At 61.5% G+C, this 26,115-nt stretch carries 20 protein-coding genes; 4 read left to right on the forward strand and 16 right to left on the reverse strand.

Annotation, left to right across the window (positions count from 1 at the left end; genetic code table 11):
• The first annotated feature begins 66 nt into the window (after nt 1-66).
• Nucleotides 67-1,995 (forward strand): PAS domain-containing sensor histidine kinase, encoded by a 1,929-nt coding sequence (locus RCCGE510_RS06240; RefSeq protein WP_007628217.1) that lies wholly within the window; start codon nt 67-69, stop codon nt 1,993-1,995.
• 33 nt (nt 1,996-2,028) lie between these two features.
• Here the strand turns inward: RCCGE510_RS06240 and RCCGE510_RS06245 are convergent, their stop codons facing one another.
• The 6 genes from RCCGE510_RS06245 to cyoA all read right to left on the reverse strand — a co-directional run bounded on the left by RCCGE510_RS06245 (nt 2,029) and on the right by cyoA (nt 8,398).
• Nucleotides 2,029-3,204: an acyltransferase gene (locus RCCGE510_RS06245; protein WP_007628218.1), complete on the reverse strand. Its 1,176-nt coding sequence runs from the start codon at nt 3,202-3,204 to the stop codon at nt 2,029-2,031.
• 137 nt (nt 3,205-3,341) lie between these two features.
• Nucleotides 3,342-4,097, reverse strand: a complete 756-nt coding sequence (locus RCCGE510_RS06250; protein WP_007628219.1) for an SURF1 family protein — start codon at nt 4,095-4,097, stop codon at nt 3,342-3,344.
• A gap of 46 nt (nt 4,098-4,143) precedes the next feature.
• The gene (cyoD, locus tag RCCGE510_RS06255; protein ID WP_007628220.1) at nt 4,144-4,545 is read right to left on the reverse strand and encodes a cytochrome o ubiquinol oxidase subunit IV; all 402 of its coding nucleotides are present in this window, start codon (nt 4,543-4,545) and stop codon (nt 4,144-4,146) included.
• Nucleotides 4,542-5,162 carry a cytochrome o ubiquinol oxidase subunit III gene (gene cyoC, locus RCCGE510_RS06260; protein WP_007628222.1) on the reverse strand — a complete coding sequence of 207 codons (621 nt, stop codon included), beginning with the start codon at nt 5,160-5,162 and terminating at the stop codon, nt 4,542-4,544. Before cyoC ends, cyoD begins: the two co-directional genes overlap by 4 nt.
• Nucleotides 5,163-5,167: 5 nt before the next feature.
• Nucleotides 5,168-7,171 carry a cytochrome o ubiquinol oxidase subunit I gene (gene cyoB / locus RCCGE510_RS06265; RefSeq protein ID WP_007628223.1) on the reverse strand — a complete coding sequence of 668 codons (2,004 nt, stop codon included), beginning with the start codon at nt 7,169-7,171 and terminating at the stop codon, nt 5,168-5,170.
• Between the two features lie 42 nt (nt 7,172-7,213).
• Nucleotides 7,214-8,398 carry a ubiquinol oxidase subunit II gene (cyoA, locus tag RCCGE510_RS06270; protein WP_081525678.1) on the reverse strand — a complete coding sequence of 395 codons (1,185 nt, stop codon included), beginning with the start codon at nt 8,396-8,398 and terminating at the stop codon, nt 7,214-7,216.
• 376 nt (nt 8,399-8,774) lie between these two features.
• On the opposite strand from cyoA, the gene RCCGE510_RS06275 reads away from it, so the two are divergent.
• From RCCGE510_RS06275 to RCCGE510_RS06285, 3 genes are all read left to right on the forward strand, one after another.
• Nucleotides 8,775-10,106: an MFS transporter gene (locus RCCGE510_RS06275; protein WP_007628225.1), complete on the forward strand. Its 1,332-nt coding sequence runs from the start codon at nt 8,775-8,777 to the stop codon at nt 10,104-10,106.
• Nucleotides 10,107-10,356: 250 nt separating this feature from the next.
• Nucleotides 10,357-10,818 (forward strand): hypothetical protein, encoded by a 462-nt coding sequence (locus tag RCCGE510_RS06280; RefSeq protein ID WP_007628226.1) that lies wholly within the window; start codon nt 10,357-10,359, stop codon nt 10,816-10,818.
• Entirely contained in the window at nt 10,815-11,105 is a 291-nt protein-coding gene (locus RCCGE510_RS06285) for a type II toxin-antitoxin system RelE/ParE family toxin (RefSeq protein ID WP_007628227.1), read from the forward strand. The genes RCCGE510_RS06280 and RCCGE510_RS06285 overlap by 4 nt, the downstream gene beginning before the upstream one ends.
• 7 nt (nt 11,106-11,112) lie before the next feature.
• Here RCCGE510_RS06285 and RCCGE510_RS06290 read toward each other — a convergent pair whose 3' ends face one another.
• The 10 genes from RCCGE510_RS06290 to RCCGE510_RS06335 all read right to left on the reverse strand — a co-directional run bounded on the left by RCCGE510_RS06290 (nt 11,113) and on the right by RCCGE510_RS06335 (nt 25,735).
• Nucleotides 11,113-11,580: a cyclic nucleotide-binding domain-containing protein gene (locus RCCGE510_RS06290; protein WP_003563501.1), complete on the reverse strand. Its 468-nt coding sequence runs from the start codon at nt 11,578-11,580 to the stop codon at nt 11,113-11,115.
• A 98-nt stretch (nt 11,581-11,678) separates the two neighbouring features.
• Nucleotides 11,679-14,393, reverse strand: a complete 2,715-nt coding sequence (locus tag RCCGE510_RS06295; RefSeq protein WP_007628228.1) for an ABC transporter ATP-binding protein — start codon at nt 14,391-14,393, stop codon at nt 11,679-11,681.
• Between the two features lie 169 nt (nt 14,394-14,562).
• The gene (locus RCCGE510_RS06300; protein ID WP_007628229.1) at nt 14,563-15,708 is read right to left on the reverse strand and encodes a glycosyltransferase; all 1,146 of its coding nucleotides are present in this window, start codon (nt 15,706-15,708) and stop codon (nt 14,563-14,565) included.
• Nucleotides 15,705-16,952, reverse strand: coding sequence for a glycosyltransferase (locus tag RCCGE510_RS06305; protein ID WP_007628230.1), 1,248 nt, complete (start codon nt 16,950-16,952; stop codon nt 15,705-15,707). The genes RCCGE510_RS06300 and RCCGE510_RS06305 overlap by 4 nt, the downstream gene beginning before the upstream one ends.
• Nucleotides 16,953-16,961: 9 nt before the next feature.
• Complete coding sequence (locus RCCGE510_RS06310; RefSeq protein ID WP_007628231.1) at nt 16,962-18,170, reverse strand: glycosyltransferase family protein; 1,209 nt, start codon at nt 18,168-18,170, stop codon at nt 16,962-16,964.
• A gap of 96 nt (nt 18,171-18,266) precedes the next feature.
• Entirely contained in the window at nt 18,267-19,439 is a 1,173-nt protein-coding gene (locus RCCGE510_RS06315; RefSeq protein WP_007628232.1) for an ABC transporter permease, read from the reverse strand.
• Nucleotides 19,439-20,437, reverse strand: coding sequence for an ABC transporter permease (locus RCCGE510_RS06320; protein ID WP_007628233.1), 999 nt, complete (start codon nt 20,435-20,437; stop codon nt 19,439-19,441). The genes RCCGE510_RS06315 and RCCGE510_RS06320 overlap by 1 nt, the downstream gene beginning before the upstream one ends.
• Nucleotides 20,438-20,439: 2 nt before the next feature.
• A complete protein-coding gene (locus RCCGE510_RS06325) occupies nt 20,440-22,347 on the reverse strand; it encodes an ABC transporter substrate-binding protein (RefSeq protein WP_007628234.1) in 1,908 nt (635 codons plus the stop codon).
• Complete coding sequence (locus RCCGE510_RS06330; RefSeq protein ID WP_007628235.1) at nt 22,347-24,236, reverse strand: ABC transporter ATP-binding protein; 1,890 nt, start codon at nt 24,234-24,236, stop codon at nt 22,347-22,349. Before RCCGE510_RS06330 ends, RCCGE510_RS06325 begins: the two co-directional genes overlap by 1 nt.
• A 155-nt stretch (nt 24,237-24,391) precedes the next feature.
• Complete coding sequence (locus RCCGE510_RS06335; RefSeq protein WP_007628237.1) at nt 24,392-25,735, reverse strand: adenylate/guanylate cyclase domain-containing protein; 1,344 nt, start codon at nt 25,733-25,735, stop codon at nt 24,392-24,394.
• Nucleotides 25,736-26,115 lie beyond the last annotated feature (380 nt).

The following is a 26,115-nucleotide window of genomic DNA, read 5'->3' on the forward strand; positions in this document are numbered from 1 at the left end:
TTGAGGTGCCTCGGAACCATCCGCCCCGCCGCTGCGTTATACAGCGCTGGTGAGTAAGAGGGGCCGATGGAAGTGCTGAATCGACAAGATACGTCCCTTCACGACGAGGGGCGCTTTCGTCTTCTGGTCGATGCCATCACCGACTACGCCATCTATATGCTCAGTCCCGAAGGCATCGTCACCAGTTGGAATACCGGCGCTCAGCGCTTCAAAGGTTACAAGCCTTCTGAAATTCTCGGCGAGCATTTTTCCCGTTTCTATCTGGAAGAGGACCGCGCCGCGGGCATTCCGGAGCGCGCGCTCGCAACCGCGAAAGAGCATGGCCGGTTCGAAGGCGAAGGCTGGCGCCAACGCAAGGATGGAACCCGCTTCTGGGCGCATGTGATCATCGACCCGATCCGCCGTCCCTCCGGCGAGCTGATCGGTTACGCCAAGATCACCCGGGACCTGACCGAGCGCAGAGCCGCCGAAAAGGCAATCCGCCAGAGTGAGGAACAGTTCCGCCGGCTGGTCCAGGGGGTATCGGATTATGCGATCTATATGCTCGATCCCGACGGCAATGTCAGCAGCTGGAATTTCGGCGCCGAGCGGATCAAGGGCTATCGGCCGAAAGAAATCATCGGCCGGCATTTCTCGACATTCTATACGCCCGAGGACCGTGCCGCCGGCGTGCCGCAGACGGCGCTCGGCATCGCGCGCGCCGAAGGCCGGTTCGAAAGAGAAGGCTGGCGCGTCCGCAAGGACGGCACCCGCTTCTGGGCCAGCGTCGTCATCGATGTCATCCGCGACGACGAAGGCGATGTGCTCGGTTTCGCCAAGATCACCCGCGATATCACCGAGAAGATGGAAACCCAGCGGGCGCTCGAGCAGGCGCGCGAAGAACTCTTCCAGTCGCAGAAGATGGAGGCGATCGGGCAATTGACCGGTGGCATCGCCCATGATTTCAACAATCTGCTGATGGCCGTCCTCGGCAGTCTCGAAATCCTGAAGAAACGCATGCCGCAGGATCTGTCGCTGACATCGCTGGTTGATAATGCCATGCAGGGCGCCCAGCGCGGCGCGGCGCTGACGCAGCGCATGCTGGCCTTTTCCCGCCGGCAGGAACTGCATATGGAGCCGATCGACGTCTCCGGCCTGGTCCGTGGCATGATGGATATGCTGAGCCGTTCGCTCGGCCCCCTCACCAGGATAGAGACCTCTTTCCCCGTCAGGCTTCCGACGATCCTAACCGATCCGAACCAGTTGGAGATGGCGATCCTCAACCTCGTCGTCAACGCCCGCGATGCCATGCCGTCCGGCGGGAGGATCGTGCTTCGCGCGTCCGAGGAATCCGTGCCGTCAGGCAAGGGTCCGCTGCCGCCTGGCCGCTACGTAAGAATCGCGGTGATCGATGAAGGCGAGGGCATGGATGCAAAGACGGTGGAGCAGGCAACGACGCCGTTCTTCACCACCAAGGGCGTCGGCAAGGGCACCGGTCTCGGGCTTTCCATGGTCCAGGGCCTTGCGTCCCAGTCCGGCGGCCGCCTCATGCTGAAAAGCAGTCTTGGCGAAGGCACCACGGCCGAATTGTGGTTCCCGGTCGTCAGTGTCGAGCGGACAGCCGAGGTCGCCACCGACCTACCGCAACGCAGTGAAAATGCGTCGCGCCAGCTGCGCATCGTCGCCGTTGATGACGATGGTCTGGTCCTGATGAATACGACGCTGATGCTCGAGGATCTCGGGCACACCGTGTTCGAGGCGATGGCGGGTCCTGAGGCGCTTGAGATCATGCGCACACAGCCGGTCGATCTGGTGATCTGCGACCATGCTATGCCGCGCATGACGGGGGCTGAACTCGCCGAGGCGATCCGCGAGGAATGGCCTGAGATGCCGATCATTCTCGCAACCGGGTACGCTGAACTTCCCGAAGGTACGGGCATCGGCAATCTGCCCCGGCTCGGCAAGCCTTTCTCGCAGGCGCAACTCGCCGAAGCGATCAGCCGGGTCGCTTCTTAAGGAGCGTAAATCCGGCGAACCTTTCCGGGCGCTCTACGCGCGAAGCTTCTCGTCGCCATTGTCCCGGATGACAGTTCGGCCGCCGTCTTCGCCAAGCTCACTCGCCGCGGCTGCACTTGCGCCGCTCAGGAGCCGTTTTTCGGTCTGTTTCAGATCAAGGATCGCGCGTTCGATTTGCTCAGCCGGACTGTCTTGCTCAGCGACGCGCCGCCGATGCTGCTGCCACAAGCCGACCAGCAGGCGTCGGCTCGGGATTTCGATCGTCTCATGAATGAACCATGCTCCCAATGCCGCAATGAAAAGTGTCACCACGATGAGCGCCGGCTCTGGCATCAGATCACCGAAAGTCCGACGTGCCAGGAACATTGTGGGGACGTGGAAAAGATAGAGTGAGAAGCTGATCGTCCCCAAAAACCGCACAGGTGCAGCTGCCAGGATATGGGCTGCGATGGGAGGTTGTCGCGCGACGAGCACCACGATGACAGCTGCGGCGGCCGCGCCTTGCAGGCTCCAGAATTCAGGGGAAAAACTCGGCGCGACATGCCTGTAAGTGAAGAACACCGCCAGAAGCAACAGCGTGAAAATTCCCGTAAACGCAGATGGCCTCCATCGATCCCAGCGGGAATGCATCATCCCGGCAAGTGCGCCGAATAGAAAGTAAGGGAGCTTCGAAACGAGTAGGATTCCAGGGCCTGGCAATTCCAGCAGGCCATCCACGACGACGAGCACTGCGAAGCCGACGATCACGCCGCTATAGCGGTGCGGTCGGGCTAAGCAAAGCCATAGGATTGGGAACAGCAGATAGAATTGAATTTCGGGTGGAATCGACCAGAAAACGCCACTTGAGCCCAGAAGAAGGACATGGCGCACAAAGTCCGTGCCGCCGATGATAGGCTGAACGAAGTTCAGATCCTGAATGCCAGAGAGCATCGCCACGAGCAGAACGGCAGCCAGATAAACCGGATAGATGCGGGCAAATCGGCTCACCAGAAAATCCAGGACGTTTTCTTTGGTCACCGGCCGTGAACCGTAGAGATGGGCCATCAGAAAGCCACTGAGGGCAAAGAACAAGCCGACGGCTTCGCTGCCCATGGTCATTGAATACAAGGATGCACTTGGAAAGATAAGTCCGACATGCGCTTGAACGACCAGCAGCGCGGCGATACCGCGCAGGCCATCGAGACTGGGGATGTAATCCGGCCGGTTCATGTGCAGCTTTTATATATTCTGTTCAGGTAAGAAATATCGGACATCACTTTACACGATGTTAATCCGGTTGCGTTCAAGCCGCCCGGCGCAACCGCTTGCCTGAGCACGCGTATTGCAAGCGACAGTAAGTGCCCGGACTACTCCCGGCGGCCTCTTCCTATGTCACCGCGAAGAATGAACAGCAGCAAAACCAGCACCATTGCGGCGAGCCCGTACCAGGTAATCGCATAGACGAGATGATTGTTGGGGAAATGGATGATCGTCAGGCCGCCGACAGGCAGGCCGCCCGGATTGGCGGTGGCATCGGCGTCGATGAAATAGGGCGCGACCGCACTGAGACCGCGCTTTAGCGCGATCGCTGCGACATCGCGCGAATACCATCGGTCAGAGGCGAGGTCATTGGATTGCAGCAGCGATCCCTTCGGCTCGCTCATCCGCATCAGCCCGGCGATCTCGACGATGCCCGACAATTCGCCTTCGCGGCGCGTGTCCGAATTGCGTCTGTCTGTCGGAACGAAGCCGCGATTGACGAGAATGACCGTGCCGTCGGCAAGCATCAGCGGCGTCATCACCCAATAACCCGGACCGAGCGCCGTCGACGCATAGACCAGCGTCTCTTTGTCGTTTGCCAGCGTTCCTGCTGCGCTTACGCGGCGATATTCGTCATCGGCGGCATTGACCTCCCACTCGGCGCGCGCCGGTGCCGGCAGGGGTGCCGCGTGCACACGCTGGTCGACGCGGGCAATAAGATCACGCTTCCAGGCGAGTCGCTGCAGCTGCCAGGTGCCGAGGGCTGCGAGACCTGCGGCAAGCAGCACCAGGCAGGCGCAGAAGATCGCGCGTTTTGCCGGCGAAGGCCGCTTTTCCGATTTGTCCGAGGGAGCCTTGTTCATCGGCTGGATCGATGCCGGCGGCGCTGCCGCCGGCCTTTCCTGACGATCACGGCATGTTCTTCATCATCTCGGGGCTCATCGGCATCATGTTGGCATTGAGATGATGCATGACCCAGAGCGAACCGGAGAGCGCGATGGCGACGATGATGATGGTGAAGATCAGCGCCATCATCGTCCAGCCGCCCTCGCTACGAGGGTTCATGTGCAGGAAGAAGACCATATGCACGACGATCTGGATGGCGGCGAGGCCCATCACCAGCACCGCCGTCACCGCCGGGCTGTCGAACACGCCGGCCATGACCAGCCAGAAGGGAATGGCGGTCAGGATGACGGAGAGCACAAAACCCGTCATGTAGCTGCGGAAGGTGCCATGGCCAGCCTGATGACCGTGGCTGTGGCCGTGATGCGCCTCGTGCGCATCTTCATGGGCGGGTGCTTGCGAACTCATCCGAGGACTCCCAGCAGATAGACGAAGGAAAAGACGCCGATCCAGACGACGTCGAGGAAGTGCCAGAACATCGAAAGGCACATCAGGCGGCGGCGGTTGGCTTCGACCAGCCCGTGCATCGACACCTGAACCATCAACGTGATCAGCCAGATGATGCCGAAGGTGACGTGCAGCCCGTGCGTGCCGACCAGCGTGAAGAAGGAGGAGAGGAAGGCGCTGCGCGTCGGCCCGGCGCCTTCATGGATCAGGTGAATGAACTCATAGAGCTCGAGCCCGATGAAGGCCGCACCGAACAATCCGGTGACGGCGAGCCAGAACAGCGTTTCCGCCTTGGCATTGCGCTCCATCTGCAGCATGGCGAAGCCATAGGTGATCGACGAGAGCAGCAGCATCGAGGTGTTGAGGGCAACGATCGGCAGATCGAAGAGATCGGCCGGCGACGGACCGGCGGCATAGTTGCGGCCGAGCACGCCGTGTGTGGCAAACAGCACCGCAAAGATCAGGCAGTCGCTCATCAGGTAGAGCCAGAAACCGAGATTGGTGCTGTTTTCCGGATGATGATCTTCCGTCAGGTAGAATTCAGGCTTTTCGGCCGTGTCGATGGTCTGATCGCTCATGGTCATTACACCTGCTCGGCAAGCAGCGCGGTGCGCTTGCCTTCCGTTTCGGTCACCTCTTCGGCGGGGATGTGGAAGTCGCGCCTATAGTTGAATGTATGGCCGATTGCGACGACCAGCAGACCGACGAAGGAGACGACGACCAGCCACCACATGTACCAGATCAGGCCGAAGGCAAGGGCGACGCTGATGCCTGAGAGGATTGCGCCAGTGCCGGTATTCTTCGGCATATGGATCGGCCGGAAGCCTTCCAGCGGACGCGCATAACCACGGTTCTTCATGTCGTACCAGCTGTCATGGTCGTGGACGACGGGGGTGAAAGCGAAGTTGTAATCCGGTGGCGGCGAAGAGGTCGACCATTCCAGCGTCCGGCCGTCCCACGGATCGCCGCTGTCGTCGCGCAATTCCTCGCGTTTCATGAAGCTGACGACGATCTGGATCAGGAAGGCGGCGATCCCAAGCGCAATCAGGCCGACGCCGAAGGCGGCGATGATGAACCAGATCTGCAGCGATGGGTCATCGAACTGGTTCATACGGCGGGTGACGCCCATCAGGCCGAGCACATAGAGCGGCATGAAAGCGAACCAGAAGCCGATCTGCCAGAACCAGAAGCTCATCTTGCCCCAGAAGGGATCGAGCTTGAAGCCGAATGCCTTCGGGAACCAGTAGTTCACGCCGGCGAACATGCCGAAGAGAACGCCGCCGATGATGACGTTGTGGAAGTGGGCAATGAGGAATAGCGAATTGTGCAGCACGAAGTCGGCCGGCGGCACGGCAAGCATGACGCCGGTCATGCCACCGATGACGAAGGTCACCATGAAGCCGACCGTCCACAGCATCGGCACCTCGAAGCGGATGCGGCCGCGATACATGGTGAACAGCCAGTTGAAGATCTTCGCTCCCGTGGGGATCGAGATGATCATCGTGGTGATGCCGAAGAAGGAATTGACGCTGGCGCCCGAGCCCATCGTGAAGAAGTGGTGCAGCCAGACGATATAGGACAGGATCATGATCACGCAGGTCGCGTAGACCATCGAGGCGTAGCCGAAGAGGCGCTTGCCGGAAAAGGTGGCGACGACTTCCGAGAAGATGCCGAAGGCCGGCAGCACCAGAATGTAGACCTCCGGATGGCCCCAGATCCAGATGAGGTTGATGTACATCATCGGATTGCCGCCGAGGTCGTTGGTGAAGAAGTTCGTCCCGGCGTAGCGGTCGAGCGACAACAGAGCGAGTGTCGCCGTCAGGATCGGGAAGGAGGCGACGATCAGCACGTTGGTGCAGAGCGCGGTCCAGGTGAAGACCGGCATCTTCATGAAGGTCATGCCCGGCGCGCGCATCTTGACGATGGTGGCGATCAGGTTGATGCCCGACAGCGTCGTTCCGACGCCGGCGACCTGCAGGCCCCAGATATAATAGTCGACGCCGACGCCTGGACTATAGGCCGCGCCCGACAGCGGCGGGTAGGCGAGCCAGCCGGTCTGAGCGAATTCGCCGATGAACAGCGACAGCATGATGATGATCGCCCCGGCGGTGGTCATCCAGAAGGAGAAATTGTTCAAGAAGGGGAAGGAAACGTCGCGTGCGCCGATCTGCAGCGGCACCACGAAGTTCATCAAGCCGGTGACGAAGGGCATCGCCACGAAGAAGATCATGATGACGCCATGGGCGGTGAACACCTGATCGTAATGGTGCGGCGGCAGATAACCTTCGGAACCATTGAAGGCGATCGCCTGCTGCACGCGCATCAGGATGGCATCGGAGAAACCGCGCAGCAGCATGATGACGGCGAGGATCACATACATGATGCCGATCTTCTTGTGATCGACGCTGCAGATCCAGTCGTTCCAGAGCGGACCCCAGAACTTGAAATAGGTGATGAGGCCGAGCACCGCGATGGCGCCGATGACCACGCCGATGAAGGTCACGACCAGGATCGGCTCGTGATAGGGAATGGCATCGAGGGTCAACCGGCCGAAGACGAACTTCAGGAGGTCAGGATTGGAAAACATGGAACAACCCGTTCATTATGTCTTGCGACGCAAAGCGCCAGGTTAATTGTTGTTGTTGAGCTGCGCCGGCGCAGGATCGGCGCCATTGCTCATGCCGGGCATGGAATGGCCGTCATGCTGCATGTCCGTGCCGGGCGTGCTGTCCATGCCGGGCATGTCGTGCTGCATGCTGTTGCCATCGGTGGTCTTGGCCGGCTCGCTGCGCGCCGGAGCACCGGTCGCCGGCACGGTGGCCGCAGGCGCCACGATGCCTTCGTCGGCATGGCGATTGTCATATTGCAGCTTGTCGCGGTTTTCGGCGCTTTCCTTGCCGCCGCCGCCCTTCATGTCGATGTGCATCATCTCGTTCATGCACATCTTGCCGGGCTTGGCGCACATGTTGAGGATGGCGTTGTAGAGATCGGCATCGGCGCCGGCATAATAACGCACCGGTTCCTTCTCGCTCGGCTTCTCGAGCTTCAGATAGGCGTCGCGGTTGAGCATCGTGCCCTGCTGCTTGACCTGCGCCACCCAGGCGTCAAAACCCTCGCGGTCGAGCCCGTGGAATTTGAAGCGCATGTGCGAGAAGCCGGAGCCGCTGTAATTGGCCGAGAAGCCGTCATACGCGCCTTCCTTGTTGATGACGGCGTGCAGCTTCGTCTCCATGCCCGGCATGGCGTAGATCTGGCCGGCAAGGGCAGGGATGTAGAAGGAGTTCATCACCGAGGAGGCGGTGATCTTGAAATTGATCGGCATGTCCACCGGGGCAGCGAGTTCGTTGACCGTGGCAATGCCGAGTTCGGGATAGAAGAACAGCCACTTCCAGTCGAGCGCCACGACCTCGACGGTCAGCGGCTTGGTATCGGCCGGAATGGCGCGATCCGCATCGAGGCGGTCGAGCGGCCGGTAGGGATCGAGCTTGTGGGTGGAAATCCAGGTGACGGCGCCGAGCGCAATGATGATTGCCAGGGGTGCAGCCCAGATGATGATTTCGAGGCGAGTCGAATGGTGCCATTCCGGCGCATAAGTCGCGGCCGTATTGGAGTAGCGGTAGCGCCAGGCAAAGAGCAGCGTCAGGAAGATCACCGGTATGATGATCAAAAGCATCAGCACCGTCGAGATGATGATGAGATCGCGCTGTTGCACGGCGATGTCGCCGGAGGGCGCCATGACCACCATGTTGCATCCTGCCAGGGAAAGCAGCGGCAAGACGGATAGAAGGCGGGAAAACTTCGCGAGTTTTTGCACGTCTCTAAGCTCTTGTTGTTTCGTTTGTTCCGCGACTAAAGCACTGAACCTGATCGCGACATGAGGTGTTTGGTCGCAGTGCAGCAAGCATGCCGCACTGCGGCGTAAATCATGATGCTCTATGCTTTGAAATCCTGATGAAATCCAGAAGGATTTTTTGTGAGCGCATGGTTCAGGTCCAATATATCCACAAGAACCGGCCAGGCCAGCGTTTGCTGGAGAAATCACCGTCAGGATCGCGCAATTTTTTTCGTCCAGGCTTTATTTGAGCCGTGATGATCAACTATTTCAGTCTTACGGACTTGATAAGCCTGCGGGTTTGATCAACATCACGCTTGGGGCGCCTTGCCGGAAGCGCCTTAACGAGGAGGCGTTTATGGCATCAACATCGAATTACGGACCGTCATCGTCGTCGCTGGAACGCGACGCGCGGCGCATTCACGACGACAAACCGGTTTCGCCGGGCAGCATCGCCGTCGGCGTGGTCATTGGCCGCATGTCGGAATTCTTCGATTTCTTCGTCTACGGCCTCGCCTCCGTGCTGGTCTTTCCACAGCTCGTCTTCCCCTTCGCGCCGGACAGGCTGACGGGAACACTCTATTCCTTCGCCATCTTCTCCCTCGCCTTCCTCGCCCGCCCGGTCGGCTCGGTCGTCTTCATGACCATCGACCGGATGTACGGGCGCGGCACCAAGCTGACGATCGCGCTCTTCCTGCTCGGCGGCTCCACCGCCTCGATCGCCTTCCTGCCCGGTTACGACGAGATCGGCGTCTGGTCGATCGCGCTGCTGGCGCTCTTCCGTCTCGGCCAGGGTTTTGCGCTCGGCGGCGCCTGGGACGGGCTTGCCTCGCTGCTGGCGCTCAATGCACCGGCCAATCACCGTGGCTGGTATGCGATGATCCCGCAGCTCGGCGCGCCGATCGGCTTTGCGCTGGCAAGCACGCTGTTCGGTTATTTCGTCGGCAATCTGTCCAGTGAGGATTTCCTTTCCTGGGGCTGGCGTTATCCGTTCTTCGTCGCCTTCGCCATCAACGTCGTGGCGCTGTTTGCGCGTCTGCGGCTGGTGATGACCAAGGAATTCGGCACGCTGCTGGAGCAGCACGAGCTGGAGGCCGCACCGATCCTCGACGTGCTGCGCGTTCACGGCCGCGATATCCTGATCGGCGCCTTCGTGCCGCTCGCCAGTTTCGCTATGTTCCACCTCGTCACCATCTTCCCGCTCGGCTGGATGAGCCTTTACGGCAACCAGCCGATCGGCGCCTTCATGGTCGTGCAGGTGGTCGGCGCCATGGTTGGCATCGTCACGATCATCGCCTCGGGCCTGATTGCCGATCGCATCGGCCGGCGCGCCCAGCTTGCCATCTGCGCCGTCCTGATCGCCGTCTTCAGCTTTGTCGGGCCGATCCTGATCGCCTCCGGCAACAGCGGCCATGACGCTTTCGTCATCGTTGGCTTCGGCGTGCTCGGCCTGTCCTTCGGCCAGGCGACCGGCTCGATCTCGTCCCGCTTCGGCCGCGGCTATCGTTACACCGGTGCTGCCTTCACCTCGGACCTTGCCTGGCTGATCGGCGCCGGCTTCGCGCCGCTGGTGGCGCTCAGCCTCTCCAGCCGCTTCGGCCTGACCTTCGTCGGCTACTACCTGCTCTCCGGCGCAATCTGCACGCTGGCGGCGCTGGCCTTCAGCAAGGCGCTGGAACAGCGCGAATAGGCGAGGGGTCGAGGCCTGCCCCTCATCCGCCTGCCGGCACCTTCTCCCCGTAAACGGGGCGAAGGGGCAAGCCGCAACCCCTCCGTCCCTCTCCAACCTCTCGCAGGGCACGTCCCCTCTCCCCGTTTTTTACGGGGAGAGGGTTAGGGTGAGGGGCAGCCATCGACGCGAACTGCGCAATTTCAATTATTGAATGCATTGCAATTTATAATTAAATGCATATCTTTGTCGGCTTGAACGAGGATATGGCATGACTGCGGAAACTATCGATCATTCGACCCTTTCCCGCCTTGTCGACGCAGGAGCGGTCGATGGCGCGCATGTTGTCGGCAAAACCGGCGGTTGGTCCGTCGTCATCCGCTATGGCAAGGCAGAGCGCCCGCTCGCCGCTCAACGCAGCCGGCAGGTGCGTGTGTTCAAGCGCATGGATACCCTGGTTTCCTATCTCAAGGATGTCGGCATCTCGCAGTTCGATGTCGATGCGGCCGATTACGCCCCTCAGACGGCGTCGCGGCCGGATAGAGCTGCGGCTCTGCGTCGGACCCATGAGGCGGCCGAATACGACAAATGGTTCCGCGAACAGGTCGAGGAAGCGATCCGGGAGGCCGATGATCCGAACGCTATCTGGATTAGTGCGCAGGACGCCGAAGAGCGAATGGACAAGCTTCGGGCTGAACTGCTGGCGCAGTTGGAATCTGGAGATAAGGCTTGATCGTCAAGTGGCTGCACCAGGCTCTTCTGGATCGAGAAAGTCAGATTCGGCACATCTTCGCCCAAAATCCAAAAGCTGCAATCGCGTTGGATGATGTAATCCGACATCAGGCCAAAATGCTCGCCGATCACCCCGAGGCAGGACGTCGCGGCCGTCTCAGTGGAACGCGGGAATTGGTCATCCCGCGCACTGCATTTCTGCTGATCTATCGCATCGACAGAGAAGCACAGAGGGTGGAAATTCTGCGCTTTCTTCACGGCGCCCAGCAATGGCCGCCGCAACGCTAAATGCGTTTTACTGCGCCATCTGCGGCTGCTTTGCCGCCCGGGCTGCGGTCAGTTCCGCGGTCGTGTGATTGAGGCGGTCGGCGAGAACGCGCATGATTTCGACGGCCATCTCGGGGAAATCGCTGAGCAGCTTCAGGAAGTGCTCTTTGCTGATGCGCAGCACTTCGAGCGGCGAGGTGGCGCGTACCGTTGCCGTGCGCGAGACATCGCAGAGGATGGCGATTTCGCCGACGATCGAATTGAGCTCGACATCGGCGACCTTGATCTCGCCGGCCGGCGAGGAGACGATGATATCGGCGGTGCCGGAAAGAATGACATAGGCGGCGTCGCCGACATCGCCCTGATGGAAGAGGTTCTGCCCGGCCTTGTAGGTCATGCGGTCGGAGGTGAAGGCCAAAAGCTTGAGCTTTGCTGGCGCAATCCTTGAAAAGATCGGCACCCGTCGCAGCATTTCGACTTCGTCTCTCAACAGCATGAGCGTTTCAATCCCCTGACGCGCGGTTCTTGGAACCCTGCGTCTTCAATTCCGGGCGTCCCGTCGGGAACGCCTACCATCGCCGCCCCAGTAGAATATTACGATAACAGTTCCTTGAACATCCCGTTTTTCTCGGAAAGTTCCGGATAGTTTCCGGCCTCCGCCAATCCGCCGCGGTCGAAGAGCAGGATCCGGTCGAACACCTCTGCCATCCGGGCATTGGAAAGCACCCAGATGATTGCCGGCCGATGGCCCTCCTCGTGCAGATCCTCGACGATGTTGCGGGTGATCTGATCCTGAACGCGCTGGTCGAGTGCCGATAGCGGCCGATTGAAGATGAAATAGTCAGAGCGTTTCAACAGCGCACGGGCAAGGTTCAGCTTCTGCCGCTGCACCATCGTCAGCCGTTTGCCGCCGGAACCGACGTCGAATTCGAGCCCAATCGACAGGACATCGTCATACAGATCGAGTGCGTCGAACAGTTCGCCCATGATGCCGCGGATGCGATCGGAGGCGTCGGCCTGCTGATAGGCGATGCGGCCGAAGAGCACATTGTCCATCAGGCTTGCCGACGGGGTGAAACGCTCGGCGTCGTAGCGCTCGATCAGTTCGGCGAGATCGGCTGGTATATGCTCGTGGAACTGCTTGCGGGCGCTGACGATCTTGCCCATCAGCTCGTCCGTCAGCAAGCCGAAGCGGTGACGCGGCTCGATATAGGCAAAACTCAGCCGGATGATGGCCGAACGTTCCTCCGGCGTCGCGTCCTCGAAGCGGCGGCTTTGCAGTTTCTGCAGCAGCGCCTGGTAGGTCGGAATATCGTCCGCCGTCATGAAGGTCAGCTGCTGGAAGAACGGATGGTCCGGCGGCAGATCGTGGAAGAGTTCCACCGCGTTCTCGGCGATCTCCAGGCCCATGGCGTAAAGATCGGTGCTGAGGCCGGTCTCGCGGAACAGCTGCTGGAAATAGGGATGCGCGGCGAGCCGGCGATTGGTCATCAGCGGCCGCTTCATCGTGCCGAAGAGCAGGTTCTCGCCAACCGTCGCCTGGCCGTTATAAGCGTCGAAATCGAAAGGCACGACGATCGTGTCGAGCCCTTCGTCGCGCAGCCGGTCTCGGAGCGAGGCACGCAGCGCGACGACGTGGTCGCTGACGGCCACATGCACGTCGGTGTTGACGGTCGAACGCAGCGCCAGATCGAGGATGTCCTGCGAGATCAACACGGCGTCAAGCACCGGGCGGATCGCTTTCAAAAGGTCTTCCGGTCCGTTGGCGCCGGCTGCCTTGTAGTCCACCCAGTCGCTGTTGAGGTCGAGCGTGGGATTGCCGGCCTTCACCGCCTCGATGGAATGCCATTTATATTCGAGCGCTGCCTGCTCGTCGTAGACCGGATCGGTCATCGGCGCGTGCTTGAGGCCATAGAGCAGATTGCTGGCGAGCGTGCCATGGAAGAAAAACGTATCGGCCGAGGCATAGGAGATGCGCCGGCCGGTGATCGATTCCGGCATATCGAGCAGGTCCTGCCCGTCGATGGTGATGCGGCCGGAATCCGGCCAGACCATGCGTCCGAGCGCTTCGGCGAAAGCTTCCGCGCCGCTGCCGTTCGGGCCGACGATCGCAACCGTCTCGTTGGGTTTGATCTCGACGGAGACGTGGTCGACGAGGCGGGCGCCGCTGTCGTCGGAGAGTGAGAGGTTGGTGACGACGAACGCATGTGTCAGCGGCCCCACCGGGGCAGTGGCGAGCTCCTGGATGCGGCTGTCGATCAGCGGTTCGACATTGAACTGCTCATAGACCTGCTGGTACTTCACCTGCACGTCCTGGCGCATCTGGTCCCAGTCGATCAGTTCCTTCAGCGGCCCGGGCAGGTCCTTATAGGCTGATATGACGGCGACGAGCTGGCCGATATCGAGCCGGCCCTGCAGCGCCAGGTAGCCGCCGATCGCGTAGAACAGGAAAGGCGTAACCTGGGCAAGGAAGTTGTTGATGAACTTGACCAGGAACTTCCACTGGTAAAGGTCGTAGCGGATCGAAAAGATCCGGCCGAGCCGCGAGGCGATGTCGGCGCGTTCAAGATTTGATGTGTCGTTGCCGTGGATCGTGCCGATGCCGTCGACGATTTCACCGACACGGCCGGAAAGTTCGCGTGCCGTCAGCTGCCGCTGGCGGCCGAGGTCCAGCAGCCGCTTGCGCATGCGGGGGATGACGATGGCCTGGACGCCGACGATGCCGGCGGCGATCATGCCGAGCCAGAAATTCTGGACGATAATGAAGGCGAGCGCGGTGATCGCCTGGCCGCCGAGAAGGGCAGGGGAAACGAAGGCATCGCCGGTGAAGCCGCCCATCGGCTCCACCTCGTCCTTGATCATCGTGGCGATCTCGGCCGATTTTACCCGCTTGAAGTGGATGGGCGGAAAACGCAGCACCCGGTCGACCAGCTCGAAGCGGATACGGCGCAGCATACGCTCGCCAAGCCGGCCCTTATAGGTGTTGATATAGAACTTGAAGAGGCCGTTCAGCACCACCAGCGCCAGGAACACCAGGCTGAGGGCCATCAGCATCTGGAAGCGGTTGAGCTGCAAACCTTGAAAGAACTCGACATGGCCGATCAGCGGGATGTCGTAGGCAATGTGCATGAAGGTCTGCCGTGCGCCCGGACCTTCGAAGCCGTCCCCCTGGATCGGTCCATTGACGATCTGCTTCGGCAGGTCGAAAGACAGGAAGTAGGGTACCATCGAGGCGGCGACGACAGCCAGAATCCACAGCTGCTGCAGCCGCGTGTTCTTCCAGATGTAGCGGGCGAGGCTTTTTTCCATGGCTAACCGTCAGCTTGCTGGGAATTTCCGGGGGCCGGGATGGAGAGGATTGTTGAGAACAGGACCATGCAGCCGGACCGCCGATATCGCAATGAAAACAAGGCGAAGCGACCGGCTGCAGAAACGCCGATTCTCGCCGGAACATTGCTTATATCACAGGAATTTTGGATTAGGCGAGCGATTCGGAAAGCATGGAGCGAATGATGCCAGCGGTTTTCTCGGCGCCGTCGAGATCGAGCAATACGGGCTCGCGGCGCGGCGTGGTGAGCGCCTTTTCGACGGCTTCTTTCACATGGCCGGCCGTCAGGCCGGTTTCCGGTAGGATGTCGGCGAGATCAAGCGCCTGCAGCCGTTCAGCGCGCACTGTCTGCTCCGTCTCGCCGCCGACAACGAAGGGAATGAGGATTGCTCGGCATTCGGTACGCAGCAGATCGCCGACCGTGTTATAGCCGGCCTGCGAGATCGACACCTTGGCGCCGCGCAGCAGCGAGGGAAAATCCTTGCGGAAGCGCACCAGTGTGACATTCGCAGGCGCATTCTCTGCCAGCGCGGCGAAATCGGCTTCCGGCAGGTTGGGGCCCGATATCAGCAGCCAGCGGAGATCGGCGGGCAATAACGCCGCCGCCTCTTTTGACGCGCCGATCAGCGCGGCGCCGACTGCACCGCCTCCCGCCGATGCGATGATGTCGAATGTCTCGGCCGGTTCCGGCGCCGGCGGCGCTGCGACGAGGCCGGTATAACGCAGCCTGTCGGCGATCTCCGCCGTCAACGGGAAGGTGTCCTCCAGCCTGACGAAGCTCGGATCGCCGTGGACGAGCACAGTATCGAAATGCTCCTTGACCAGAGCAGCGGTCTCCGCGTCGCGGCCGGCCTTGCGGTTTTCCTGCAGAATGTCGCGCACCGAGCTCAGGAGTTTCGGCCGGGGCTCGGCCTTGTCGATCGCGGCAAGCAACGGCAGCAATTCGAAGCGCATCTGCCGACGGCCGAAGGGGAAGGCTTCGATGATGACCACGTCGGGTTTTGCGACATGGAAAGCATCGAGCAGCAAGTCGCGCCGGGCATGGAGGAAATCCTCGCCGGCCGGCCGGCCATCGGCATCGGCGAGACCGGAAAAACCGGCATTGCTGGCAACGACCGCCGGCAGCGCCACGGTCTTCACGCCTTCGCCCGGAAAACCCGGGACCGGCAGGCCGCCGGTGACGACGGTGACGTCGAAACCGTCCTTGGCGAGCGCACTGGCGATGCGGCTGGCGCGAGCTATATGGCCGATGCCGAGCAGATGCTGGACGTAGAAGAAGATGCGCGGTGCCGTCATGACGCCTTCTGCCATTCGGCCTCGAACAGGCCGGTGAGCTGTCTGATGCTGGAGTGATAGTCGAAATCGTCGCGCACCCGCTTTTCGGCGGCATCGCCGAGGCGCTTGCGCAGGGCCGGGTCGCGGATCGCCGCCTCCAGCGCTTTGGCAAGCAGCGCCGGATCCTCCGGCGGCACGATCAGGCCGTTTTCACCGTTGGTCAACAGTTCCGGCACGCCGGATACGTCGGTCGAGAGGCAGACGAGCCGCTGGCTCGAGGCTTCCACCAGCACGTTGGGCAGGCCATCGCGGTCGCCGTTGGCGGCGATCCGGCAGGCAAGCGCGAAGAGGTCGGCGCGGCGGTAGTGATCGAGCACGTCTTCCTGCGCCATGGCGCCCTTCCAGACGATGCGGTCGGCAAGGCCGAGTTCGGCCGCCAGCGCCTTCAGTTTCGCAAGTTCCTCGCCGCCGCCGATATGGTCCATGCGCCAGTGGAGGTCGGCCGGCAGCAGGGCCAGCGCCCGCAGCAGCACGTCGTAGCCCTTCTTTTCGACGGCGCGGCCGACGCTGAGGATGAAGGCGGGATCGGCGGGGTCGCTGCCGGTCCTGTCCGAACGCTCGCCGGCAAAATGGCCGAAACGGGCAAGATCGAGCCCATGGTAGCTCAAGTGCACCGCATCCTTGCGGGATGTCAGTGCGCGCATGTGTTCATAGCCCGTCCTGGTGCAGGTGACGGCCCAGCGGGCGCTGCCGAGTTTCTCGTGCAACTCCCAGTCGGGCGACGTCCATATGTCCTTGGCATGCGCCGAACAGGTCCAGGGCGTGCCGGTGAGGATGCTGGCATATTCCGTCACCGAGGCCGGCGTATGGATGAAATGGGCATGCAACCATTGCCCCCCGTCCGGCCATTCGCGTCCCAGCACCAGTGCCTGGCCAAGACGGCGGAAGCGGTTGCGGGAGAGGTCGCGCTTGAGATCCGCGAGGAAACGTTTGATCAGCGCCTTGAAGCCGGGTTTGGAGAAACCGGCGACCAGGCCTTTCAGCACACGGATCGGTTCCTCATGCAGATATTCCGGCAGGTAGACGACCCGCGCTTTGATCTCGTCATGGACGGGATGGCGCTTCTTGTCGGTTGGCCGTCGCATCGAAATCAGAGTCAGGTCGAAGCCGGCCTTTTCGAGACCGAGCAGCTCCTGGGCGATGAAGGTCTCCGAAAGGCGGGGATAGCCTTTCAGCACGACGAGGATCTTGCGACGTGGCGGCAAGGCTTTGGCCTATTCCGCGCCGACGAGGGAAAGATGGCTGGCGCGGCCATCGATCCATCGGCCGACGGTCTGCGAGATGTGGTCGAGCCCTTCGAGATGCATATTGCTGCCGCTCTTCGACGGCGGCAGGCGGGAGGGCAGGCGCTTCAGAGCCTCGGCCATGATGGTCGGGTCGACGGACTGTTCCGGCAGCAGCATGTCGACGAGGCCGAGTGCGCTTGCCCGTTGGGCGCGCAGCAACTGTTCCTCGCGCGGCTTGACGCGCGGCACGATGAGGGCCGGCTTGTCGAAGGAGAGGATCTCGCAATAGGTATTGTAACCGCCCATGGCAACGACGCCGGTGGCGCCGTCGATCAGCTCTTCCATGTGGTTGTCGAACTCGATCACCTCGATATACGGGATGGCTTCCCCCTTCTGCACCAACTTGGCGCGCTCGGCGGCCGGCATATAGGGTCCGAGCACGACGAGCGCCTTCTGCGTCAGCGTCGGATCGGCCTCATAGGCGTTCATCACGTCGTGGACGAGATCGGAGCCGTCGCCGCCGCCGCCTGTCGTGACCAGGAGGTAATTATCCTTGCGGGCGTTGACCGAGGTCTTGCCCTTGGAGACGCTGCGCTGCAGGAAACCGACGAAATCCATCTTCCGGCGCAGGCTGGCCGGCACGTCGAGACCAACAAGCGGATCGTAGAAATCAGGCGGACCATAGACCCAGACACTGTCGTAATATTGGTCGATCTTCTGCATGATGCCGTTCCTCTTCCACTCGGCGTCGAGCAGATGCGGTGCGTCCATGACTTCGCGCAGGCCGAGCACCAGGACGGTGCCGCGCGCCTTGAGATAGGCCAGGGTATCCTCAACCTCGCCCTTCAGTCCCATCGGCTCCTTGTCGACGATGAAAATATCGGGCTGGAAGGTCTCGGCGGTATGGCGGATGCTCGATTCGCGCATCTTCAGCGTCTCGTGCAGATCGATATGGCTGGCGAGCGACGTATATTCGCCGTTGCGGAGTTTGATGACGCTCGGGATCTTCACGAAGTCGACGCGGGCGCGATAATCGAAGGCGCCGGCGATCGTGGCCCCCGAAATGATCAGGATGTTGAGGCCGCGATAATCCTCGACCAGCGCATGGGCGATGGCGCGACAGCGGCGCAGATGGCCGAGACCGAAGGTGTCGTGACTGTACATGAGGATGCGTGCATCTTCGAGACGTCTGGACATGGGCGTTCCTTCTGGGGTGAACAACATGCTTAGTACCCCCACCGTCCGGAGGCCAAGAGGTGGGGGCGGTGCCGTGAAGCGCCGCCGGGTTTTCTGCTATTTGTAGGGATCTGCCGCATCACGCAAGCCGTCTCCCAGAAAGTTGAACGCCAAAATGACAAGAACAACAGGAATGATCGGATAGAGCAGCCAAGGATAAAAGGCGATGACGCTGACGCTTTTTGCCTCGGTCAGCAGAATACCCCAGCTGGTGATCGGTGGGCGAAGGCCGAGGCCGAGGAAGGAAAGCGCGGTTTCGCCGAGGATCATGCCAGGGATTGAAATCGTCGCCGAGGCAATCAGATGCGACATGAAACCCGGCACCAGATGCCGGCCGATGATGCGCGGCGTGCTGGCGCCCATCAGCTGTGCCGCCTGGACATAATCTTCCTCGCGCAGCGCCAGCAGCTTGGAGCGCACGGCACGCGCTAGCCCGGTCCAGTCGATGATGCCGAGGATGACGGTGATGCCAAAATAGATGACGATCGGGCTCCAGGTCACCGGCATGATCGCCGCCAGCGCCATCCACAGCGGCAGGCTCGGCAGCGATTGCAGCACTTCGATCAGGCGCTGTACGATGAGATCGAAAATGCCGCCACGATAGCCGGCAAGGCCGCCGATGACGATGCCGAGCACGAAGCTGATCGAAATGCCGATCAGACCGATCGTCAGCGATATCCGTGCGCCGTAGAGAATGCGCGACAGCACGTCACGGCCAAGCCTATCGGTACCGAGCAGGAACATCTGCCCGCCGATCGCCGGGCAGACCAGGTGATAGTTCGAGGCGGCAATTCCCCAGAATTTATAGGCATCGCCGCGGCAGAAGAAGCGGATCGGCTGCACGTCGTTCGGCCTGTCGGCATAGACGCGGTGCAGCGTGTCGAGATCAAGCGTCATGCTGCGGCCGTAGACGAACGGACCGACGAAGCTGCCCTTGTCGAAGAAGTGGACACTTTGCGGCGGTGCATGGATAAAATCGACGTTGCGCGTGTGCAGACCGTAGGGTGCCAGGAATTCGACGATCAGGATCATCAGATAGACCAGGGCGAGAAAGATGCCGGAGATCAAGGCCAGCTTGTGCTGCTTGAACTTCCACCACATCAGCTGCTTCTGCGAGGCGAGATGGATGCGCGATTGCGCCGCCGTCATGGTCTCGGTCGCCAAGGGGTCGAAAGGCGCGGTCGAGACGTAATGCGGAAGCGGCGCGCCGGGTGCGGGAAGGGGCGACATTATTTGGTGCTCCTGCCTTGCAGACGGATGCGGGGATCGAGGAAGCCGAGGGCGATGTCGGAGATCAAAACGCCGATGACGTTGAGGAAGGCCAGAAACATCAGGAAGGAGCCGGCGAGATACATGTCCTGGCTCTGCAGCGCCTTGATGAGCATCGGCCCCGTCGTTTCCAGCGACAGCACGATCGCGACGATCTCGGCGCCGGAGATGATCGACGGCAGGATCGAGCCGATATCGGCGACGAAGAAGTTGAGCGCCATGCGCAGCGGATATTTCAGCAGCGCCCGCATCGGATGCAGACCTTTGGCGCGCGCCGTCGTCACATATTGCTTCTGCATCTCGTCGAGCAGGTTGGCGCGGAGCCGGCGGATCATGCCGGCGGTGCCGGCCGTGCCGACAATGATGACGGGGATCCACAGGTGGGAGAGGATCGACCGCGCCTTCTCCCAGCTCATCGGCGCCGAGATATATTGCTGGTCCATCAGATGGCCGATCGAGATGCCGAACCAGATATTGGCGAAATACATCAGGATCAGCGCCAGCATGAAGTTCGGGATGGCGATGCCGAGCAGGCCGAAGAAGGTCAGCCCATAATCGCTCCAGCTATACTGGTGCGTGGCCGAATAGATGCCGATCGGAAAGGCGATCAGCCAGGTCAGCAGGATCGTCGTGAAGGAGACGAGGATCGTCAGCCACAGGCGCTCGCCGACGACGTCGGAAACCGGCAGCTGGTATTCGAAGGAATAGCCGAAATCGCCGTGCAGCATGCCGCCGACCCAGTAGAAATAGCGCACGATCTCCGGCTTGTCGAAGCCGTATTGCTGGCGCATCTCCTCGATTTCCTGGAGATTGGCGGTTTCGCCGGAGGCGCGCAGTTCGGCGATCTGGCTTTCGAAGAAGTCGCCCGGCGGCAGCTCGATGATGGTGAAAACCAGCGCCGAAATGACGAAGAGCGTCGGCACCATGGCGGCGATGCGCCAGAGAATGTATCTGAGCACGCCTAGGCCTCCTTGTACCAGAATGCATCCGGCATGTAGATGCCGAGATAGGAGGTCGGATCGAAGCCGTAGAGGGCTTTTTCCGGCAGGTTCTGCAGCTTGGCGGCGCAAAGGACCGGCTGTAGCGTGCTGTTGATCAGCCCGATCGAGAACACCTGCTGCGTATAGAGCGACAGCATCTTGTGCCAGATCACCTGGCGCTCCTCGAACTTCGCCGTCGAGCCCCATTGGCCGAGCAGGTCGACCAGTTCGGCTGCCTCAGGCAAGTCCGGTGCAGCGCCCTCCTGGCCGGCGGAGAGGTAATGCATGCCCCAGAGCGGCCATTGCAGCTGATCGTCGAGTGTCGGTGCCAGCCCGGCCGGCGACATGTCGGCCGTCGGCACGCCATTGTCGAGGCCGTACCAGATCGACATCATGATCGAACCGCTCATGGCGCGGTTGCGGAAGACGTCGCGCTGCGAGGTGCGGGTATAGAGCGCAAGGCCGATATTGGCCCAGTGATCGTGCACCAGCTCCAGCACGTCGGTATCGAGATTGCTCTCGCCGGCGGTCTCGACGGTGATCTCGGCGCGCCGCCCGTCCGGCAGCAGCCGGGTGCCGTCATCGCCGCGGTTGGTCAGGCCGAGCTCGTCGAGCAGGCGGTTGGCCTCGTCGACATCGAACTTCACGAAGGAATCGGCATATTCCTGCTTGAACAGCGGGCTGTCGGGCAGGACGGTATCGGCGCTTGGGGTGCCGAGGCCGTAGAAGGCGACCATGTTGATCTCGTGCCGGTCGATCGCCAGCGACAAGGCGCGGCGCAGGCGCACGTCACGGAAAAGGCCGCGCCACACCTCGTCGGCGCAGTTGAGGTTCGGCAACAGCGTGATGCGTGAGCCGCGCGCCACCTTCCAGAGATTGACTTTTACCGGGAAGCGCTTCTCGGCCTCCTTCAGGAAGGTGTAGTCGTTGAAATCGATGCCGGTCGCCTGCAGATCGGCCTCGCCGGCGCCCGCCTTGGCGGCGATGATCGACGAGGAGGAGACATTGAGGATGAACCGGTCGAGATAGGGAAGCTGCTGGCCGGTCTCGTCGACGCGGTGGAAGAACGGGTTGCGGTCGAAGACGAATTGTTCGGCCGGCAGCGGCGTCGTGTTGCGCCAGGGATCGAGCGTCGGCAGGCTGGGATTCTCAGGCCGGTAGGAGCGGGCCATCTTGATGTGCAGATCCTGCCACTTCTTGACGCGGTTGGCCTGCATCATCTGGTCCATCTTCGCCTGGTCAGGCTGGAACTTCTTATGGAACTGCTTGAGATAATGCGCCGGCCCGACGATGACCAGCGGGATAGGGCCGGCCAGCGTCGGCAGGAACATCGGGTTGGGTTTATCCCAAGTGTAGCGCACCGTCAGCGGATCGAGCATCTCGAAGCGCGGCAGGCTGCCATGCGGGCGAAGCTCCAGCGCGCCGCCGCCGGGCGTCAGCTTGTCGTTCAGGATGACGTCTTCCCACCAGTAGCGGAAATCGTCGGCCGTAAACGGCTGGCCGTCGGACCATTTATGGCCCTCGCGCAGCGTGAAGGTGAAGACCGTGTCGTCCTCCGAGCGGAAATCGGCGAGAATATCCGGCTGGAACTGCAGGTGCTTGTTGTAGCCGACCATGCGGGCATAGCCGTAGATCGTCATGAAGCGGATGTCGCGCTGGCTGCCGATGATGGTGCGCACCGTGCCGCCGTAGCTGCCGGGTGCAAGCCCCATTTCTTTCAGATTGACGATGCGCGGGCGAGCGGGAATGCGCTCGGCCATCGGCGGCAGGCTGCCGGATGTCAGCTGCTCCTTGAGGAATTCCGGCTCGCCGGCCTGTTCGGCCCGAAGCACTGCCGGGGCGATCGCCGCGCCGACCAGGCCGCCCAGAAAAATGCGACGCGTCACCATCAGCGCAACTCCCTGGCATCGGCGCCTTTGCGGGCACGCACCAGATGGCCGTCGCCGAGATCGGCATAGGCCAGCTCGGAGGCGTCGTCATGCTCGGCTGTGAAGGTCACGCCCCAGTTCTGCTTGTCGGCAGCGCCGTTTTCCCGGAGCGCCTTGAAATCGAGCGGCCGGTCGAGATCGGGGAAGGGGACGGCGGCGAGCAGCGATTTCGTATAGGGGTGCACCGGATCACGCAGGATGATTTCGCGCGGCGCGATCTCGACGATGCGGCCCTTGCACATCACCGCGATGCGGTCGGCCATGTAATCAACGACGGCGAGATTGTGCGAGATGAACAGATAGGTCAGCCCCAGCTCTTTTTGCAGATCCTTCAACAGATTGAGGATCTGCGCCTGCACCGAGACGTCAAGCGCCGAGACCGGCTCGTCGAGGATGATGAGCTTCGGGCCGAGCGCCAGGGCACGCGCAATACCGATGCGCTGGCGCTGGCCGCCCGAAAAACTGTGCGGGTAACGGCTGAGATAACGCTTGTCGAGGCCGATCGCCGCCATCAGCCCTTCGACCTTGCGCTTGCGTTCGTCACCGTCGCCGCGGTCGTGGATTTCCAGCGGTTCGCTCAGGATGTTGCGCACCGTCATGCGCGGCGAGAGCGAGGAGACCGGATCCTGGAACACCATCTGGATTTTGGTGCGCATATCCTGCAGTGCTTCGCCGCGCACCGAAAGCACGTCGATCACGTCCTTGCCGTCGTTGAATACCACCGCGCCGCTGTCGGGCGTGATGGCGCGCATCAGGATCTTGCTGAGCGTCGTCTTGCCGCAGCCGGACTCGCCGACCAGGCCGAGGCATTCGCCGCGGCGGATGTCGAAGCTGACGTCGTCGACGGCGTGCACGACGGCGGCTTCATGCTTGCCGAGGAAACTGCGCTTGCGCGTCTTGTAGGTTTTCGACAGGTTGGCGACGGAAAGCAGTGTGCCCGGCGCCTCCGCCTGCAGGGGCTTTTTCTTGCCGACCAGGGTCTCGAGATTGACCGGCACGTCGCGCAGCGCCTTCAGCCGCTCGCCGGGTTTCATGTCGAAATGCGGAACGGCGGCCATCAGCGCCTTGAGATAGGGATGCTGAGGATTGCGGAAGATCGCCTCGACCGGCCCGGCCTCCATGATCTCGCCGTGATAGATGACGACCACCTCGTCGGCCATATTGGCGACGATGCCGAGATCGTGGGTGATAAGCAGCATCGCCATGCCGAGCTTGGCCTGCAGATCGCGCAGCAGCTCGAGGATCTGCGCCTGGATCGTCACGTCGAGCGCCGTCGTCGGCTCGTCGGCGATCAACAGCGCCGGCTTGCAGATCAGCGCCATGGCAATCATAGCGCGCTGGCGCATGCCGCCGGACAGCTCGAACGGATACATGTCGTAGGTGCGGTGTGGATTGGAGAAGCCGACGAGGCCGAGCATCTCCTCGGTCTTCTCACGTGCTTCCTGCTTGTCGGCTTCGGTATGGATCAGCAGCGCTTCGCTGATCTGGTTGCCGACGGTGTGCAGCGGCGACAGCGAGGTCATCGGCTCCTGGAAGATCGTCGCCATGCGCCGGCCGCGCAGGTCGCGCATTTCCTCACTGTCGCGCGACAGCGACAGAATATCGGTCGCGGTACCGTCGAGCGGATCTGTGAAGAGGATGCGGCCGGAGGCGCTGGCCGGGTTGGGCAGAATGCCCATGATCGACTGGCTGATCACCGATTTGCCGGAGCCGGATTCACCGACGAGGGCGGTGACCTTGCCCGGAAGGATGCGAAGATTGGCTTCCTTTACGACGCGCAGCCGGTCGCCGAAAACCGAGAAGGAAACGTCGAGATTTTCAATACGCAACAAATCGGCCGCAGACGCCATACCAATGAAATTCCCCAGTCTTCTATGTTCCCGTTGAGGCACACTATCGTACCGCAAACGGGGTGTCTAGCAGATGACAATCAAGGGAAAACTGCCACATCCCGCCGAAGTTCCTCAGGCGAGATGCGCAGATTTATGGCAAGACTTTCGTGGCTTTACTGGATGAACTTCTCCATGGTTGTGCGCTCGACTTGTTTCTTGGCGTCCCGGTGCAGGAGAATGACCTGTTCGGCTTCGGAAAGTCCGTTCTGCACGGCCTCACGGAAGCTCTCGTCGACGTTGATCGCGGGGGCCGGCGCACGCGGCTGCAGCACCGTCACCTTCTGGCGGATGCCGCGCAGTTTCTCTTCACCGAGCGTCGTCCATTCGCCGCCGCAATAACCGGCGAAGGCCTGGCTGGCGACGACCTCGCGACCGTATTTCTTCGTCAGGATCTGCAGGCGCTGCACCTCGTTGACCGCCGAGCCGAAGGCGGAGAAGGTCAACCGGTCCTTGAGGCCGACATTGCCGAACATGACGTTGCCGACATGCAGGCCGATGCCGTAACCGACTTTGCTGAGGCCTTTCGCCTCGCGATCCCTGTTGAGCTCGGCGACCCGCGCTTGCGCCTGATGGACGGCCGAAAGTGCTGCCTCGCAGGCAATTTTCGATGGGTCCTTGTGGCGCCCGCAGGGATAGACGGCGAGAAAGCCGTCGCCGAGGAAACTCAGGATCTCGCCGCCATTGCGGTTGAACGGCGCGGCGATCGCGTCGAAGAACTGGTTCAGCGTGTCGATATAGGCCTGGCGGCCTTCTTTTTCGGCATACATGGTGGATTCGCGCATGTCGCCCATAACAAGGGCCGCACGGATCGTCTCGCCGTCGCCGCGGCGGATCTGGCCGTTCAGCACCCGCTTGCCGGCATCGCCGCCGAGATAGGTGGTCAGCATGTTGTTGGCGAGCTTGCCCAGCACCGCCATCTTGGCGGCGACCGCCAGATGGTTCTGCATCCTGATCAGCGCGTCGATCATGTCGTCGGAAAAGCCATTATGGTGGTCGGTCGACCAGGAGCCCATCATGCCCTGCACCGAGCCGTCGCCGAACGGCTGCACGAAGGCGAGGTAATCGGTGATCTTGTCCTTGCGCAGGTCCTCGAAGATCGGGAATTCGGCTGGCCCTTCCTGCATCAGCCGGCGGCGGATGTGCTGCAGATTGTTGTCGAGCAGGTAATAATAAGGGCTTTGCAGGAAGCGGTCCGGCTTCTGCCCGGCCGGCATGCGGAAGCCCTCGATGGTGACGCCACTGGCGCGCCGCCAAGTGAAGCTCAGGGCGTCGTAGAGCGGATGCAGCATCGAAAAGGTCAGATGCACGCGCGCAATCGGCAGGCCGGCGGAGGCGAGCCGTTCGCAGAAACCGCGCACGATATTTTCCAGCTCGTCTCCGGCCAGCGAAGAGTTGGTCAGCCATTCGGCGACCCGGTCCAACAGGATGGAGGAGACGCTGGATTCGATCGTGCTCATTCTCGGTATGATCCTCATAAGCCACGCCATCCTCAAAAGCCAAAAATCCCCCGGCCGGCACATTTTCATGCGCAGGTCACAAGGAAATCAGGATGTACGAGCGGTATTATTTGTCAACGATCTGCCGAGAGCCCGGCAGCGGCACCCCTCTGCTCCCTATCGGGGGATCGGACGGGCAGTCCTTTTCACGGCGGTTCATGGTCAAAAGTCAAAATAGGGATGCTGCAAATGCGAAACAATGGGACGGGGATTTTTTTGTGCCCTCAAGTTGCAGCAAGGGTGGTTTCCGGGGCATTTTGGCCACACCTGGGTCAGGGGTTTTGGGCAGCATTCCGGCCAGGAGAACCGGTGAGGCCCCTCATCCGCCTGCCGGCACCTTC

Origin of the sequence: Rhizobium sp. CCGE 510, from assembly GCF_000292525.1 — a bacterium.
In the GTDB taxonomy this organism is placed as follows: domain Bacteria; phylum Pseudomonadota; class Alphaproteobacteria; order Rhizobiales; family Rhizobiaceae; genus Rhizobium.